Below are 16,868 nucleotides of genomic sequence, written 5' to 3'. Positions count from 1 at the left end.
TAGCGCCGGTTGTGGCTATAATATCTCCCTTTGTGTGGAATAAGCGATCCGCTGCATGTTAATGATTACCTCTTTTGCCAACCCGCGCGTGGCCCAGGCGTTTGTCGACTATATGGCGACGCAGGGCATTATTCTGACTATTCAGCAGCATACGCAGAGCGATATCTGGCTGGCTGATGAGTCCCAGGCCGGACGCGTACAGGCCGAACTGGCCCGCTTTCTGGAAAATCCCGCCGATCCGCGTTACCTCGCCGCCAGCTGGCAGTCGGGGCACACCAATAGCGGGCTGCACTACCAGCGCTTTCCCTTTTTAGCGACGCTTCGCCATAACGCCGGGCCGGTGACCTGGGGCGTGCTCTTCGCCTGCATCGCCGTCTTTGTCCTGCAAACGGTCATTGGCGATCAACCGGTCATGCTGCTGCTGGCCTGGCCCTACGATCCTTCGCTGAAATTTGAAGTCTGGCGCTACTTTAGCCATGCGCTTATGCACTTCTCGCTGATGCATATTCTGTTCAACCTGCTATGGTGGTGGTACCTCGGCGGAGCGGTAGAAAAGCGCATCGGCAGCGGCAAGCTGGTGGTGATTACGGTGATCGCCGCTTTGCTGAGCGGCTTTGTGCAGCATCAGTTCAGCGGCCCGTGGTTTGGCGGACTCTCCGGCGTAGTCTATGCGCTAATGGGCTATGTCTGGCTACGAGGCGAGCGCGATCCGCAGAGCGGCGTTTATTTACAGCGCGGCTTGATACTCTTCTCTTTAGTATGGTTAATTGCTGGATGGTTTGATGTTTTCGGCATGTCGATTGCGAACGGTGCGCACGTGGCCGGTCTGGTGACCGGGCTGGCGATGGCGTTTGTTGATACGCAGAATGTGCGAAAACGAACGTAGAGATTCCCAGGGATATTTCATGAAACAAACACAACGTCATGACGCGATTATCGAGCTGGTAAAAAAACAGGGATACGTCAGTACCGAAGAGCTTGTCGAGCAGTTTGCCGTCAGCCCGCAGACCATTCGCCGCGATCTGAATGATTTAGCCGATCAGAAAATGATTCTGCGTCATCACGGCGGCGCTGCGCTACCGTCCAGCTCGGTGAATACGTCCTGGCACGACAGAAAATCGACCCAGACCCAGGAAAAAGAGCGCATCGCCCGCAAGGTGGCGAGCGAAATCCCCGATGGCGCGACGCTGTTTATCGATATCGGTACCACGCCGGAAGCGGTGGCCCACGCGCTGCTTAACCATAACGATCTGCGCATCGTCACCAATAACCTCAACGTCGCCAATACGCTGATGGTGAAAGAGGACTTCCGCATTATCCTGGCCGGCGGCGAGCTGCGCAGCCGGGATGGCGGTATTATCGGTGAGGCCACCCTGGACTTTATCTCCCAGTTTCGCCTTGATTTCGGCATTCTCGGCATCAGCGGTATCGACAGCGATGGCTCGCTGCTGGAGTTTGACTACCACGAAGTGCGCACCAAACGGGCGATTATTGAAAACTCCCGCCACGTGATGCTGGTCGTTGACCATTCTAAATTTGGCCGTAATGCGATGGTCAACATGGGCAGCATCAGCATGGTTGATGCGGTCTATACCGATGTGATGCCGCCCGCCGGCGTACTGAAGGTGATTACCGATAACAACCTTCAGCTGGAACTGTGCTGAACCTTTAGCATTTCCGGGTCATGCCAGAGCGTTGCTCCGCCTGACGCGCGCGATTGATGGCGTGGTGTTGATGAGTGACGGGATTATCTCCGCCGTCAGGCGGAGGGAAACCTGCCGCCGGCGATGACGTAACGGTTATGTTGCCTGAAGCGAGCCGATAGCGGCTTAAACCCCGTATCCCATCATTTTCAACAGCTGCTGGGCATGCTGAACGGCATCCTGGCGGTGCGCCACGCCCAGCTTCTGATACAAGTTACGGATATGCGTTTTAATCGTAGTGGCGGCCACGTCCAGCTCACCGGCAATCTGCTCGTTGCTGTAGCCGGAATAGATAAGTCCCAGGACCTGCCATTCGCGCTGGGTCAGCGGGCTGGTGCGGATAAGCTCCGGCACTTCCGGGTGGTTCAGCAGCCGTTCGACGAAGCTCTCGTCAAAGTGGGCGAACTTATGCCGATGATGCTGGTTGATATCGCGCAGAATACGCTGGGCGCGGTGCTGCTCCAGCTCCGGCAGCGTATTGAGCTGAATCAGCTGGCGCAGCTGCTGCGCCATCGCTTCGCCTTCAATGACAAAATGATTAATAAACCCGGTGCGGTTAGCGAGGGTGAGCGCTTCCAGCAGCGCTTTTTGCGCTTCGCTCTTACGCCCGGCCTGCCAGTAGAGCTGGTTGAGCAGCAGCAGGTTGCGGTTCAAGTCGCTCATCAAACGCAGCGAGCGGGCGTTATCGTTTAGCTCTTCCAGTACCATTTCGGCGGAATCAAAATCGCCGAGCAGGATCTGCGCGCGGGCGATATTGCGCCACTGGCTCTGCAGGAAATGGTTGTTAGCGAATTCCGGTTTTGGCGTCTGGCGCAGCCAGTTTGCCGCGGCGGCTTTATCGCCGATCATCTGCCAGTAGATCACCCGGACTTTGTCGGCATTGGATACCCAGTCGCTATGGTAATGGCCGTTGCCCAGCAGGTTTTCCAGGCGATTCAAATGGCTGCGGGCGTTATCCAGGTCGCCCCGCGCCAGCGAGCACTGTACCATCAGCGTCAAGCACTGCAGCTGCTGCTGCGGCTGATAGGAGGAAAGCACGTTCATGCCGCTGCGCGCGGAGGTCTCCGCTTCATCCAGCCGCGCCCAGGCCCACAGCAGCTGGGAGCGAATCCGCAGCAGGAACTCGTGCATCGGCAGCTGCTCAAGGTGCTGTTCGCGAATCAGCTGGAACGCTTTTTCCTGAATTTCCCAGGCGGCCTGCAGGAACCCCTGCGCAAAGAGGATTTCGCTTTGCTGGATCATGCTCCATAACGCGTAGTGCCAGACGTCATGACGGCGGGCCATCTGTTCCGTCTGCTGCATGACCGCCAGCGATTTGCTCAGCTGGCCTTTGCAGTGCAGAACTTCACCGTGTACGGATGTGGCAACGATACGGCTGTAGTAGCTGGCCAGCGGCAGTTCATCAAGGGCCACCATCGCCAGGCGCTCGGCTTCGTCCTGATCGCCCGCGTTGATCGCCACCTGGGCGCGCAGGGCGTTGAAATCCCCGTGCATGGCGGTGTCCATTTCCGTATCCATCTCCTGCTCGGCGCGCGCCAGCAGGGTATTCACTTCGCTATAGCGGTGCTGGCTCTGCATCAGCCAGGCCTGCAAAAGAATTAAACGCGGGTTTTCCAGCAGGTTTGACCACGGCAGCGCGGCGAGGGACTGCTCCAGCAAACTCAGTTCGCTGTGGTTAAACATGCCCCACGCGTGGTTGAGCAGAATATCGCGCAGCATTTTGGCGTCACCCGCGGCCAGGGCGTGGTGAATGGCTTCGCTCGGGAAGCCTTGCGCCATCCAGCTTTCTGCCGCCGCACGGTGAATTTCCGGTAGCTCAACCGCCAGCTCCCACTGGCAGCGCTGGCGCAGGAAGTTGCCGAACAGCGGATGGTAGCGGAACCATTCGCCGGAATCGTCCATCCGCTGCAGGAATAAGCCCTGACGTTCAATTTCTTCCAGCTGCATCTGGCCATTCTCTTCGCCGGTAACGCGGACGATGAGCGCATCGTTCATTGAACGCAGTAGCGAACTTTTCAGCAGGAAATTACGCGTCCGCGGGTCCACGTTATCCAGCACCTCATCGACCAGATAGTCAGAAAGATGGCTGGCGTTAATGCCGGCAAGACGACGAGCGGAGTGGTGGGCGGAAGTATTGTTCTGGCGCGCCGAGAGGGCAATCAGCTGTAGCGCGGTGGCCCAGCCGGCAACATCGTCGCACAGCCTTTTGCTGTCGTCGGCCTCAATGGGCGAACTGAGACGACAGTCGAAAAACTGCTTGGCTTCCTGATGGGTAAAAGCCAGCTGCTGGCTGCCGATTTCCAGCAGCTGATCGCGCACGCGCAGGTTGGCGATACCCAGCTGCGGCAGATTACGCGACAGCACCACCAGCGTCATATTTTCTGGCTGATGGCGGAGGAAGAAACGCATTGCGTCATGAATCACCGGATTGCTGATCAGATGGTAATCATCAATCACCAGGAACAGCGGGCGCTGCCAGTCGGCCAGTTCAATAAACAGTTGTGCGAAGAGGGAAGGCAGGCTGGCGTACTGGCGTTTTTGCACCATCGCTTCGCTGGCCGCGCAGTGGCCGCCGGTTGCCTGTTGAACGGCGGCGATAAGATAGCTGGCAAAACGCTCCTGTTGGTTATCGCCTTCATCCAGGGAGAACCAGCCGAGATCGTTTTTCCCCGCCGCCCATTGAGACACGAGCGTGGTCTTACCGTAGCCAGCCGGGCTGGTCACCAACGCGAGACGATAATTGTTCGCGCCGGAAAGTTTCGCCAGCAATCGCTCACGAACCACAGTGTGTTCAAGGCGGACCGGGCGACTTAATTTAGACGGAATCAACATAGTTCTTCATTTCGCTGTGCAAGGGAGGAGTTGCGAATTTTTTTGCGCTTCGTAATTAATATCCAATAAGGTCGGCCATAATGAATTTTATTGCAAGTTATGTCCGAGTTTTATGCTCTTGAATTTGCTCTATGTCACAAATTTGGACATAGAGATAAATTCACAGAAATCCGCGTCAGCGTGCGCGGTTGTTGGGATTGCGCAGGTTACAGACACAATAAGCTAATGTTTTATTACAAAATTAGTAGCTGTTTGTTTTTAATAAAATATTATCAGCGAAATCTTATAAGTCATCTTTTGAGCTATTTCTACATTAAAGTACGTTTATTCCCCTGATATTTACTTTTATTTGTCGATATTTACACAACGGCGTTTCGCTTGCTTTTATCGTCCTGGCTTGTAACAAAATTTTGAGCGCCAGGCGGGCCGGTTTGTTGTTCCGGTATGGCGAATTTTGCAGCATAATTTTGGCCGGTAGGCTAACGTAATAGTGGCCACGATCACACTTTTCGCTCATCCCTGCTACTCCTCCCCGGCTAATCCCTGGCGGGATGAGGACGTGACTCCGGGAGGTCGGCACACTAACGCTAACGTTTTAGTAAAGGACCCGGATTACTTATGTCACAGACTTCTTTTAACAAAGCTCAGTTTCAGGCTGCACTGACGCGTCAGTGGCAGCATTTTGGTTTACAGTCCGCTTCCGAGATGACCCAGCGTCAGTGGTGGCGCGCCGTTAGCGGTGCGCTGTCCGAGCTGTTGTCGGCTCAGCCGGTAGCGAAAGCGGCCGAAGGGCAGCGCCACGTAAACTATATCTCCATGGAGTTTTTGATCGGTCGCCTGACCGGCAACAACCTGCTTAACCTTGGCTGGTATCAGCAGGTCAGCGATGAGCTTCAGGCGCACGACATTAATTTGACCGACCTGCTGGAAGAGGAAATCGACCCGGGTCTGGGCAACGGCGGTCTTGGCCGTCTGGCGGCTTGTTTCCTTGATTCAATGGCTACCGTTGGCCAGTCGGCGACCGGCTACGGCCTGAACTACCAGTACGGTCTGTTCCGCCAGTCTTTCGCTGACGGCCAGCAGATGGAAGCGCCGGATGACTGGGGGCGTAATAGCTACCCGTGGTTCCGCCACAACGAAGCGCTGGACGTGCAGGTTGGCCTCGGCGGTAAAGTGACCAAAAGCGGTGAGTGGGTACCGGCATTCGTGATTACCGGCGAAGCCTGGGATCTGCCGGTGCTGGGCTACCGCAACAACGTGGCTCAGCCGCTGCGCCTGTGGCAGGCTAAGCACGCGCATCCGTTTAACCTGACCAAATTCAACGACGGCGATTTCCTGCGTGCCGAACAGCAGGGCATTGACGCCGAAAAACTGACGAAAGTTCTCTACCCGAACGATAACCATCAGGCGGGTAAAAAACTGCGTCTGATGCAGCAGTACTTCCAGTGCGCCTGCTCGGTTGCCGATATTCTGCGTCGCCATCATCTGGCGGGCCGCAAGCTGGCGGAGCTGGCGGATTATGAAGTCATCCAGCTTAACGATACTCACCCGACGATTGCGATTCCGGAACTGCTGCGCGTGCTGATTGATGAGCATCAGCTGAGCTGGGACGACGCCTGGGCGATTACCAGCAAAACCTTCGCGTATACCAACCATACCCTGATGCCGGAAGCGCTGGAGTGCTGGGATGAGAAGCTGGTGAAGGCGCTTCTGCCGCGCCACATGCAGATCATCAAACAGATTAACGACCGCTTTAAAACGCTGGTGGATAAAACCTGGCCGGGCGATAAGCAGGTATGGGCGAAACTGGCGGTGGTGCACGATAAACAGGTTCGCATGGCGAACATGTGCGTGGTGAGCGGCTTTGCGGTTAACGGCGTTGCCGCGCTGCACTCCGACCTGGTGGTGAAAGATCTGTTCCCGGAATATCACCAGCTGTGGCCGAATAAATTCCATAACGTCACCAACGGTATTACCCCGCGCCGCTGGATCAAACAGTGCAACCCGGCTCTGGCCGCGCTGCTGGATAAAACCCTGAAGAAAGAGTGGGCCAACGATCTCGACCAGCTGATCAACCTCGAAAAATATGCCGATGACGCTAAGTTCCGTCAGACGTATCGCGACATTAAGCTGGCCAACAAGGTTCGTCTGGCGGAGTTTGTGAAGCGGCGTACCGGTATCGAGATTAATCCGCAGGCGATTTTCGATATCCAGATTAAACGTCTGCACGAGTACAAACGTCAGCACCTCAACCTGCTGAACATCCTCGCGCAGTACAAAGAAATCCGCGAGAACCCGCAGACGGACCGCGTACCGCGCGTGTTCCTGTTCGGTGCGAAAGCGGCGCCGGGCTACTACCTGGCGAAGAATATTATCTGGGCGATCAACAAGGTTGCCGCAGCGATCAATAACGATCCGCTGGTTGGCGATAAGCTGAAAGTGGTATTCCTGCCGGACTACTGCGTCTCGGCGGCGGAAATGCTGATCCCGGCGGCGGATGTCTCCGAGCAGATCTCTACGGCGGGTAAAGAGGCCTCCGGTACCGGCAATATGAAGCTGGCGCTGAACGGCGCGCTGACCGTGGGAACCCTGGACGGGGCGAACGTGGAAATCGCTGAGCAGGTGGGTGACGAAAACATCTTTATCTTCGGTCATACCGTGGAAGAAGTGAAAGCGCTGAAGGCCAAAGGCTACGATCCGCTGAAATGGCGTAAGAAAGACAAGCTGCTGGACGCGGTGCTGAAAGAGCTGGAGAGCGGCAAATATAGCGATGGCGATAAGCATGCCTTTGACCAGATGCTGCATAGCCTGCTGAAAGGCGGCGATCCGTACCTGGTGCTGGCGGATTTTGAAGCCTACGTGGCGGCGCAGAAGCAGGTTGATGCGCTGTATCGCGACCAGGAGGCCTGGACGCGCGCAGCGATCCTGAATACCGCGCGCTGCGGCATGTTCAGCTCCGACCGCTCGATTCGCGATTATCAGCAACGTATCTGGCAGGCAAAACGCTAAGGACAGGCCTATGGAGACTAAACGCCTTGATAACGCTGCCCTGGCGGCGGGAATAAGCCCAAGCTACATCAACGCTCATGGAAAGCCGCAGTCCATTGCTGCGGTGACCAAGCAGCGGCTGCTTGATGCGATGCATCGTACAGCGAGCGCCGTGAAGGCGGCGGTTAACCCGCTGCCTGCGGTGCAGGTGTTCACCTACGGCAAAAAGATGTCTCTGCCGGTGGCGGGCCAGGGGGAGTTCCACTGGATCCTCACCACCGAAGAAGGGAAACAGTATCAGGGCCAGGCGCGCGGCGGTGAAACGCTGCCGCTGCCGGCAAGATTGCCGGAAGGGTACCACACGCTGACGCTGACTCAGGACGGCGACCGCTGGCACTGCCGGGTCATCGTCGCGCCCGCGCGCTGCTACGAACCGCAGGCGCTGAAGGATGGCAAGAAGCTGTGGGGAACCTGCGTACAGCTGTATACGCTGCGCTCGGAGAAGAACTGGGGGATTGGCGACTTCGGCGATTTACGCGCGATGCTGCCGGAAATCGCCCGCCGCGGCGGTGCGTTTATCGGGCTTAACCCGATTCACGCGCTCTATCCGGCTAATCCGGAGAGCGCCAGTCCGTACAGCCCCTCTTCGCGCCGCTGGCTCAACGTTATCTATATAGACGTCAATGCGGTAGAGGATTTCCGACGCAGCAAAGAAGCGCAGAAATGGTGGCAATCACCGGCTACGCAGCAGGCCCTACAGGCCGCGCGTCAGACCGATGATGTTGACTACACCGCCGTGACCGCCCTTAAGCTCACTGCGCTGCGCATGGCCTGGAAAGGTTTTTCCGCACGTAACGATGAGACGACGGCGGAGTTCCGTCAGTTTGTGGCGCGCGAGGGGGAAAGCCTGTACTGGCAGGCGGCGTTTGACGCGCTGCACGCCTGGCAGGTTAAGCAGGATCCGCTGCGCTGGGGCTGGCCCGCGTGGCCGAAGGCTTATCAGGATACCGATAGCCCGGAGGTTAAAGCGTTCTGCACCGAACACGCCGATGAGGTGAATTTTTACCTGTGGCTGCAGTGGCTCGCTTTCACTCAGTTTGCCGAATGCTGGCATACCAGCCAGAACGACGCCATGCCGATCGGCCTGTATCGCGACCTGGCGGTGGGCGTTGCGGAAGGCGGGGCGGAAACCTGGTGCGATCGCGAGCTGTACTGCCTGAAAGCTTCCGTCGGCGCGCCGCCGGATATCCTGGGCCCGCTGGGGCAAAACTGGGGCCTGCCGCCGATGGATCCGCATATCATCGTGGCGCGCGCCTATGAGCCGTTTGTCGAACTGCTGCGCGCCAACATGCAAAACTGCGGGGCGCTGCGCATCGATCACGTGATGTCGGTGCTGCGTTTGTGGTGGATCCCTTACGGTGAAACGGCCGATCACGGCGCCTATGTGCAGTATCCGGTCGACGATCTGTTGTCGATTCTGGCGCTGGAGAGTAAGCGTCATCGCTGTATGGTGATCGGCGAGGATCTGGGAACCGTACCGGTAGAGATCGTCGGTAAGCTGCGTAAAAGCGGCGTTTACTCTTACAAAGTGCTCTATTTCGAAAATGACCACGAGAAGACTTTCCGTGCGCCGAAGGCGTATCCGGAGCAATCAATGGCTGTGGCTACGACGCATGACCTGCCAACGCTGCGCGGCTACTGGGAAAGCGGCGACCTGACGCTGGGTAAATCGCTTGGCCTGTATCCGGATGCGGTGGTACTGCGCGGACTGTATCAGGACCGCGAGCGGGCGAAGCAGGGGCTGCTGGACGCTCTGCACCGCTACGGCTGTCTGCCGAAGCGTACCGGGCACAAAGCGTCGCTGATGGCGATGACGTCGACCCTCAATCGTGGAATGCAGCGCTATATTGCCGACAGCAACAGCGCCCTGCTGGGCCTGCAGCCGGAAGACTGGCTGGAGATGGCCGAGCCGGTCAATATTCCGGGCACCAGTACGGAGTATCCAAACTGGCGTCGCAAGCTCTCCACCACCCTCGAGGCGATGTTTGCCGATGAGCAGGTGAATAAGCTGCTTAAGGATCTGGATAAGCGGCGCAAGGCGGCGAGTAAGAAGAAGCCAGCGTGATGTCAACGCGATGAAAAAGCCGGGAAGCGATTCCCGGCTTTTTCATTTCTGCGGACCCGATTAGCGTTTCGGCCCCGCGGCCACCAGCGCAGCGCCCGCCGGCGTATCGGTGTACTTCTCGAAGTTCTCGATAAACAGCTTCGCCAGCTGTTCCGCTTTCTCCTGCCACTGCTCCGGCGATCCGTAGGTGTTGCGCGGGTCGAGGATGTGGGTATCCACGCCGGGAAGCTCGGTCGGGATCTGCAGCTCAAACATCGGCAGAGTGAAGGTTTCGGCGTTGTCCAGCGAACCATCAAGAATGGCGTCGATAATGGCGCGAGTATCTTTGATAGAGATACGTTTACCGGTACCGTTCCAGCCGGTGTTGACCAGATAGGCCTGCGCGCCGGACGCCTGCATGCGCTTCACCAGCACTTCCGCGTACTGCGTCGGGTGCAGCGACAGGAACGCCGCGCCGAAGCAGGCGGAGAAGGTTGGCGTCGGCTCCGTGACGCCGCGCTCGGTACCCGCCAGTTTGGCGGTGAAGCCAGACAGGAAATGGTACTGGGTCTGGTCGGCGGTCAGGCGAGAAACCGGCGGCAGGACGCCAAAGGCGTCGGCGGTCAGGAAGATAACCTTGGTGGCATGACCGGCCTTAGAGATCGGCTTAACGATGTTCTCGATATGGTTGATCGGATAAGAGACGCGGGTGTTTTCGGTCTTCGAACCGTCGTTAAAATCGACGGTGCCGTCGGCCAGCACCACCACGTTCTCCAGCAGCGCATCGCGGCGAATCGCATGGTAGATATCCGGCTCCGCGGCTTCGGAAAGCTTAATGGTCTTGGCGTAGCAGCCGCCTTCGAAGTTGAAGACCCCGTCGTCATCCCAGCCGTGTTCGTCATCGCCAATCAGACGGCGTTTCGGATCGGTAGAGAGGGTGGTCTTGCCGGTACCGGAAAGGCCGAAGAAGATGGCGACATCCTCTTTTTCCCCTACGTTGGCGGAGCAGTGCATGGAGGCGATGCCCTTCAGCGGCAGCAGGTAGTTCATGATCGAGAACATCCCTTTTTTCATTTCGCCGCCGTACCAGGTGCCGCCGATGAGCTGAATGCGCTCGGTCAGGTTGAACGCGACGAAGTTCTCGGAGTTCAGACCCTGTTCTTTCCACTGCGGGTTGGTGCACTTGGCGCCGTTCATCACGATGAAGTCCGGCTTGAAGTTTGCCAGCTCTTCATCGCCTGGTCGGATAAACATGTTCTTCACGAAATGCGCCTGCCAGGCGACTTCGGTAATAAAGCGGACGCTCAGGCGGGTGTCGGCGTTGGCGCCGCAGAAGGCGTCAACGATAAACAGACGCTTGCCGGAGAGCTGGCGGGTCACCAGCCCCTTCAGGTGCTGCCACGTTTCCTCAGAGAGCGGCTTGTTGTCGTTCTTGCCTTTGCCTTTATCAGCCCACCACACCGTATCGCGGGTGGTGTCATCACGAACGATATACTTATCTTTTGGAGAACGGCCGGTAAAAATACCGGTATCTACGGCGATTGCACCAAGATTTGTTAATACGCCACGTTCATAGCCTTCCAGATTGGGGGCGAGCTCTTCTTCATACAAAGTATCGTAGCTGGGGTTATGAACGATATCCTGGACGTCATTGATACCATAAGCCTTGAGATCCTGCGGGGTTAAACCATTATTAACGCGCATGTCACTGCTCCTTAGCCAATATGTACTGCTTTAAATTGTAGGGTTTATTACGGGGTATAGACCGCGACCAGGCTCATAGATTTACGTATCTCGACAAACGGCGGACTTACGAAAAACGTTGTGACTCCTGTCACGAGGCGTAGGGGATTATCTCAGGAATTAGGGCATAGTTGGGGGTAGATGTTTCTTAATGGTTAAAAAGTAATTAAAAAAACTGTTGAAATGTGAATGTAATCGCTTACCTGAAAGAAAATTACGTAACTCTTTCATGGGGAATCGATTCACCACGCGCAGAAAAAGCGTTGACGCCAGGCGCGAAAAGGGAAACCGCGCCTGGCGAAGCGATGATTAGTGGAGCTGCGGGTCGGCCGGGGAGGCGTTGTTACGAATTTCGGCAATATCCATCGCATTAAAGATGTAGTGATTACCGCAGTAGTCGCAGTGCATATCGATTTCACCTTCATCGGCCAGGATGCTATCGATCTCCTCATCCGGCAGCGTTTTCAGCGCGCCGGCGCAGCGCTCGCGAGAGCAGGTGCATTTAAACTCGATGTCCTGCGGCTCGTAAACGGTGACTTCTTCTTCGTGATACAAGCGCCAGAGCACATCGTTCGCTGGCAGGGTAAACAGCTCTTCAGCTTTGATGGTCTCAGTCAGGGTGCTCAGATGTTCGAAATCCGCCGCCTGTGCGTCCTGCGCCGGCAGAACCTGCAGCAGCATGCCGCCGGCCATCGGTTTACCGTCGTGTTCACCGCTACGAATGATCAGTCGGGTCGGCAGCTGTTCGGAGCGCTGGAAGTAATCTTCGAGGCAGGCCGCAAGGGTATCCCCCTCGAGACCGACCACGCCCTGATAGCGTTCGCCCTCTTCCGGAGAGATGGTAATGACCAGATATCCGTTACCGACCATGGTTTTCAGGTCCGCCCCTTCCGGGATCTCGCCCTGGACGCGGGCTACACCGCGCATCTGCTGCTGGTTGTTGCCGTTGATCACCGCCAGCGACAGCGGGCCATCGCCCTGCAGCTGAACGGTAATATCGCCGGCGAACTTCAGCGTGGCGGTCAGCAGGCTGGTGGCAACCAGCAGTTCCGCCAGCACGGTTTTCACCGGCTGCGGGTAGCTATGGTTGGTCAGAATCTGTTCTAAAGTTTCTGAAACGGTTACCAGCTCACCGCGTACGGCATAGTTTTCAAACAGATAGCGGTGTAATTGATCGTGTTGAGTCATAATCATCTCTCTTGCGGGCCACAGTTATTCACTATCGCCGTGTTTAAATCTCATCAGGTCGCGGCGCTCTTTCTTATCCGGTCGCCTGTCGGGATGCGGCATGGTTAACGCGTTCATCTTCCGCGCCAGCGCCATTTTCTCGCGTTTCTCGATGCTCTCCGCCGTCTCTTCATAAAGCGCGACGGCTTCACTGGCGGGTCTGCGCTGTTCGGTAATGCCCTTTACCACGATGGTTCGTTCGTCATTGCCCTGGCGAAGCAGCAGGGTCGCGTTCAGCTCGACCACTTTGCCCGGCTTACTGCGTTGTCCGTTATAGTGCACCTTGCCGCCTTCAATCATCTCGCGCGCCAGCGCACGGGTTTTATAAATGCGGGCTGCCCACAGCCATTTGTCCAGCCTGACGGCTTCGACGGGTTTTTCTTTCATGGCCTCTCCTGTAGGGTCAGCGAGGGGATCAGATGCCGGTAGTCATTCAACCCCGGATGGCGAGCGTAGCTTTTTTCCGCCAGCCCGGAGTCGGGGTTGGTGATACCGAGGCAATAGCGGATGCCGTACTCCGCCGCCGCGTCCAGAATCGCCTCGTTATCGTCGACGAAGAGCGTATTACGCGCGTCGAAGCCGGTTTCTTCAGCCACGGCGTGCCACAGCCGCTGATCTTCTTTCGGATAACCAAATGTGTGGGTGGAAAGCAATAAATCAAGGTGTGCATCCAGCCCGGTGTGCTTTAGCTTCACCGCCAGATTATGCGGATGGGCGTTGGTCAGCAAAATCCGCCGTTTGCCGCTGTTTTTTAGCGCCTCGAGGAACGGCACGGTATCTTCACGCAGCGCGGCCCTTGGCCCCTGCTCGCTGGTCATCGCACAAATATCCAAACCAAGGCGCTCGCTCCAGTAGTCCAGGCAGTACCAGTTTAGCGTATGTTGCACCGCGTGGTACTCCTGGCGCATCGCGTCCCTGGCTTCCTGCAGGTTGAGACCCCGCGCGGCGCCCCAGGTTTCCGGCACCAGTTTTTGCCAGAAGTAGTTGTCGAAGGCGAGGTCGAGCAGCGTGCCGTCCATATCCAGCAGAACGGTATCAACCTCCTGCCAGGCGATATCAAAATGCATGGTGGGTCTCCAGCGAGGGGGAAATTGCGCGACAGGGTATCATACCCGGTCGCGCAGAGAATTATTCTTGCGGGTCCGGCGAGGAAAGGAGATCCGGATTCAGGCAGCTTTCGTAGTATTTCTGAATCTCTTCCTGACGCTGGCGATGGCGCTGATAGCGACGAAAAGCCTGAAGGCCGTGATACGCCGTACAGCCCAGCATGGTCAGCAGCAGCAGCGTGGTGCCGAGATAGCGCCACAGACCGGTGCGATCGGGAATACGATGCAGGTTGATGTGCTGCGTCCCGTTGGCATCGGTATAAAGATTGGTGACGATGCCTTCTGCCTGGAACGGCGTGTGCATTAACATGCCCGCCAGGCGCTGAAGTTCGCTCCACTGCTGGTGTGCAGGGAAGTCGTATAACCCGGTGCCTGGCCATGGCTGATTCACCAGGTCGCTGCCTTCATCGCTGGCAATCAGGAAACCGCCGGGCGCCGGGCTATTCAGCGCCTGCGCCGCGCGCGAGGTTTCACGGCTGATGAACGGGGCGGTGGAGGTGGTGACCAGATTCTCCAGCGACTCCGCGCTTACCGGGCGTAACAGGACGTTGACGCCATCCAGCTTGCCCGCGTTTGCGCGTTTGGTCAGGGTTTCCCAGTTGCGGGTATTACCGAGGTTAACCAGCGCATTCTTCAAACGAACGCAATCGTCTTTCGCAGAGCACAGGTCGTTAGTTTTGGTGACGATATCGCCAAAGTCATCCAGCAGCACCATGCCTGACTTCTGAATGGCTGAACGCAGCGCCGGGCTGACGCGCGAATCGTCATCGGATTCGGGATGGAGCTGGCGCTGAACGGTCTGCATCAGGGCGGTGGCCTTACTGACGATATCTGACTCCGGCAGCGGCAGGGGAGGGGCATCATTCCAGACGATTTGTGAACAATCGAACGGCATAAACGGCGAGTTCTCTTTTGCCGTCCAGGCGCCCGGCGAGTGAATGTTGCACATTCCTGTGCCTTTCAGGCGCAGCGTGTCGCCGATGCGAATCTTTGACTTCTCCAACTGGGCAACCGTCGTGGCTTCGATAGTTTGTGCGCCCTTGAGCCATGAAAGGGTGAATTTAAAGGGCATATTCAGCGGTACGCTGGCCCACAGCATCACGACGACCAGCAGCGCGCCCAGGGCGATAATCGCGCTGCGGAGCCAGTACTGAAGCGGGAAGTTTTTGACCTCATCATGCAGCGACAGGAAGCGCCCCTGGCGGACAACGTGGCGGCTAAGATAGATGTCGATATCCGTTTGTTGGCCGAGGTCCTGCGCGATCCACGGCTGCCAGTGGCGCGGGTAGATAAGATCGATAATGCCGAGGGAAATATTATTGATATGTTCCTGGTCGTTTTCACCAAACAGCCCCCAGCGTTTAGGCATGCCGCGCAGGCAGTGAATTTCCCGCAGCGATGTTTTACGTGGGGGGGCGTAAATACCCCATATGCCCGCAAGCAGGAGAAGCAACCCGCCGCCCAGTAGCCAGGGGGAAAAAACGTTGGGAGTCATCAGGCTGCAATAAAACAGCAGGAAAGCGGTGACCACCAGGATGGCTTCGCGCAGACCGTCAGGGCGGCTGAGCGCGTGCTCTTCAGGGGTTTCCGGGCGGATGTTCAGCAGCTCAATTTGTTCGCTCTCTTCTCCGCGGATGGAAGCCTGAGGCACGGAGGATTTTTCAAGCGCCAACCCTCGGGACTCGTGCGGGTAGTCGCTGAGGGTTTGCCCGTTGAGAGCAATCACCAGCGGCAGGCTATCGGTGGAGATTAATTCGACGCTGTTTTCATCATTGATGTGTTGTTCCCAGAAGGGAGGAAGATGAATTTCAACGGAATCAAGGAAGTAGCGCCATTTGTTGAGCTCGTCGGTGGTGATGCCGTAGCGAGTGATGGCTCGGGTGACGCTATAAACGGTGCCGCTCTGTTCGTTCAGGGTCAGGTTTACCGGCGCGCTGCTGGCGCCTGATGCCGGCAGCTGCTGGTTGCGGCTGAGACGGTCGAGGTATTTTTCTACGGCGCTGCGCTCTTCATCGGAAAGCTTGCGCGTCGCGGCATCGCTAAAGGCCTGCAGCAGCGGCAGGCGACGACGTCTTGCATGCGTGCGATACCACCACCCGATAAGCAATGCGCAGATTAGCAGAGCTATCAAAAATATCAGAAAGGTGCCCATGCCCATCCCATCATAGTTATTCTTTTCTTACTGGTATCGTCGGTTGCCATTCATCAATGGAGGTAAAACAGCCGTCGCAATCGGCACTCTGTTAAAGCGGGAACATCTCTTATGCAAAGCAGCAGCATACAACCTTATCAAAAACGTTAAAATCCAGGAATCAGTATATTCTCAAATACTATTCAACCTATTGACTTTTTAGTCATTGTGATAATCGGGCTCGGGACGGGAAAGTTGCAACTATGTAAATTAGTAGCGATTAGGATTGCCGAAACCGTGCTGCGTATCGCACAATGGCCGCTGTAATCACAGCATAGACCGATGACAATGAGCAAATCATTACAAAAACCCACTATTCTCAACGTTGAAACAGTCGCGCGCTCGCGCCTTTTTAATGTTGAAAGCGTGGACCTCGAGTTCAGCAACGGCGTGCGCCGAGTGTATGAACGGATGCGGCCTTCTACCCGTGAAGCCGTGATGATTGTGCCGATTGTCGATGACCATATAATCTTGATTCGCGAATACGCTGTCGGTACGGAATCCTATGAGCTGGGCTTCTCAAAAGGCCTGATCGATCCGGGTGAAAGCGTACTGGAGGCCGCCAACCGCGAGCTAAAAGAAGAGGTCGGCTTTGGCGCGCAAAAACTGACGTTTTTGAAAAAGCTGAGCATGGCCCCCTCCTACTTCTCCAGCAAGATGAACATTCTGGTGGCGGAAGATCTTTATCCGGAATCGCTGCCCGGCGACGAGCCCGAGCCGCTGCCCCAGGTTCGCTGGCCGCTGTCGCAGCTGATGACGCTGCTTGATGAAGAAGACTTTAACGAAGCGCGTAACGTTAGCGCGCTGTTCCTGCTGCGCGAATGGCTGCAGGCGCAGGGGCGGCTGTAGCGTCACTCCCGGATAACGGAAAATGCCCCGCGGCTGCCTCACGGCGCCGTTGCGGTAGGTCGTGGTAAAGGCGCCAGCCGTGGCACGATATCTACAACCGGTTTTCCGTCAGCCAAAAAAAGCGC

General features: G+C 56.8%; 11 protein-coding genes. 5 read left to right on the top strand and 6 right to left on the bottom strand.

The features are described from left to right. The first annotated feature begins 55 nt into the window (after positions 1–55). Together glpG and F8562_RS21135 are read left to right on the top strand one after the other, a co-directional pair. Positions 56–886 carry a rhomboid family intramembrane serine protease GlpG gene (gene glpG, locus F8562_RS21140; protein WP_014227070.1) on the top strand — a complete coding sequence of 277 codons (831 nt, stop codon included), beginning with the start codon at positions 56–58 and terminating at the stop codon, positions 884–886. A 19-nt stretch (positions 887–905) separates the two neighbouring features. Further along, positions 906–1,664, top strand: coding sequence for a DeoR/GlpR family transcriptional regulator (locus F8562_RS21135; RefSeq protein WP_004106478.1), 759 nt, complete (start codon positions 906–908; stop codon positions 1,662–1,664). A 165-nt stretch (positions 1,665–1,829) separates the two neighbouring features. Here F8562_RS21135 and malT read toward each other — a convergent pair whose 3' ends face one another. Further along, a complete protein-coding gene (gene malT / locus F8562_RS21130; RefSeq protein ID WP_014227069.1) occupies positions 1,830–4,535 on the bottom strand; it encodes an HTH-type transcriptional regulator MalT in 2,706 nt (901 codons plus the stop codon). A gap of 618 nt (positions 4,536–5,153) precedes the next feature. Between malT and malP the strand changes: the two genes are divergently transcribed. Both malP and malQ read left to right on the top strand, forming a co-directional pair. Further along, positions 5,154–7,544: a maltodextrin phosphorylase gene (gene malP, locus F8562_RS21120; protein ID WP_009654839.1), complete on the top strand. Its 2,391-nt coding sequence runs from the start codon at positions 5,154–5,156 to the stop codon at positions 7,542–7,544. Between the two features lie 10 nt (positions 7,545–7,554). Further along, complete coding sequence (gene malQ, locus F8562_RS21115) at positions 7,555–9,648, top strand: 4-alpha-glucanotransferase (RefSeq protein ID WP_014839693.1); 2,094 nt, start codon at positions 7,555–7,557, stop codon at positions 9,646–9,648. 60 nt (positions 9,649–9,708) lie between these two features. Here the strand turns inward: malQ and pckA are convergent, their stop codons facing one another. The 5 genes from pckA to F8562_RS21090 form a co-directional block, all read right to left on the bottom strand. Beyond that, the gene (gene pckA, locus F8562_RS21110; protein ID WP_014227066.1) at positions 9,709–11,331 is read right to left on the bottom strand and encodes a phosphoenolpyruvate carboxykinase (ATP); all 1,623 of its coding nucleotides are present in this window, start codon (positions 11,329–11,331) and stop codon (positions 9,709–9,711) included. Positions 11,332–11,679: 348 nt separating this feature from the next. Then, on the bottom strand, positions 11,680–12,564 hold the full coding sequence (gene hslO, locus F8562_RS21105) for an Hsp33 family molecular chaperone HslO (protein ID WP_014839692.1): 885 nt from the start codon (positions 12,562–12,564) through the stop codon (positions 11,680–11,682). Between the two features lie 18 nt (positions 12,565–12,582). Beyond that, on the bottom strand, positions 12,583–12,984 hold the full coding sequence (gene hslR, locus F8562_RS21100) for a ribosome-associated heat shock protein Hsp15 (protein ID WP_014227064.1): 402 nt from the start codon (positions 12,982–12,984) through the stop codon (positions 12,583–12,585). Continuing rightward, positions 12,981–13,664 (bottom strand): GMP/IMP nucleotidase, encoded by a 684-nt coding sequence (gene yrfG / locus F8562_RS21095; protein WP_004854954.1) that lies wholly within the window; start codon positions 13,662–13,664, stop codon positions 12,981–12,983. Before yrfG ends, hslR begins: the two co-directional genes overlap by 4 nt. Before the next feature lie 61 nt (positions 13,665–13,725). After that, positions 13,726–15,855, bottom strand: coding sequence for an intracellular growth attenuator family protein (locus tag F8562_RS21090; RefSeq protein ID WP_032693745.1), 2,130 nt, complete (start codon positions 15,853–15,855; stop codon positions 13,726–13,728). Positions 15,856–16,182: 327 nt separating this feature from the next. Between F8562_RS21090 and nudE the strand changes: the two genes are divergently transcribed. Next, entirely contained in the window at positions 16,183–16,743 is a 561-nt protein-coding gene (gene nudE, locus F8562_RS21085) for an ADP compounds hydrolase NudE (protein ID WP_004854946.1), read from the top strand. The last annotated feature ends 125 nt before the right edge of the window (positions 16,744–16,868 follow it).

The sequence above is a fragment of the Klebsiella sp. RCJ4 genome (assembly GCF_009025755.1).
GTDB classification, from domain to species: Bacteria; Pseudomonadota; Gammaproteobacteria; order Enterobacterales; family Enterobacteriaceae; genus Klebsiella; species Klebsiella michiganensis.
This window is presented reverse-complemented; position numbering and strand designations above follow the sequence as displayed.

Bases quoted from the DNA above. Each gene is read 5' to 3' on its own strand.
- hslO (WP_014839692.1), bottom strand. From the start codon at position 12,564: ATGATTATGACTCAACACGATCAATTACACCGCTATCTGTTTGAAAAC.
- glpG (WP_014227070.1), top strand. From the start codon at position 56: ATGTTAATGATTACCTCTTTTGCCAACCCGCGCGTGGCCCAGGCGTTT.
- nudE (WP_004854946.1), top strand. From the start codon at position 16,183: ATGAGCAAATCATTACAAAAACCCACTATTCTCAACGTTGAAACAGTC.
- malT (WP_014227069.1), bottom strand. From the start codon at position 4,535: ATGTTGATTCCGTCTAAATTAAGTCGCCCGGTCCGCCTTGAACACACT.
- yrfG (WP_004854954.1), bottom strand. From the start codon at position 13,664: ATGCATTTTGATATCGCCTGGCAGGAGGTTGATACCGTTCTGCTGGAT.
- F8562_RS21090 (WP_032693745.1), bottom strand. From the start codon at position 15,855: ATGGGCACCTTTCTGATATTTTTGATAGCTCTGCTAATCTGCGCATTG.
- hslR (WP_014227064.1), bottom strand. From the start codon at position 12,984: ATGAAAGAAAAACCCGTCGAAGCCGTCAGGCTGGACAAATGGCTGTGG.
- malP (WP_009654839.1), top strand. From the start codon at position 5,154: ATGTCACAGACTTCTTTTAACAAAGCTCAGTTTCAGGCTGCACTGACG.
- pckA (WP_014227066.1), bottom strand. From the start codon at position 11,331: ATGCGCGTTAATAATGGTTTAACCCCGCAGGATCTCAAGGCTTATGGT.
- F8562_RS21135 (WP_004106478.1), top strand. From the start codon at position 906: ATGAAACAAACACAACGTCATGACGCGATTATCGAGCTGGTAAAAAAA.
- malQ (WP_014839693.1), top strand. From the start codon at position 7,555: ATGGAGACTAAACGCCTTGATAACGCTGCCCTGGCGGCGGGAATAAGC.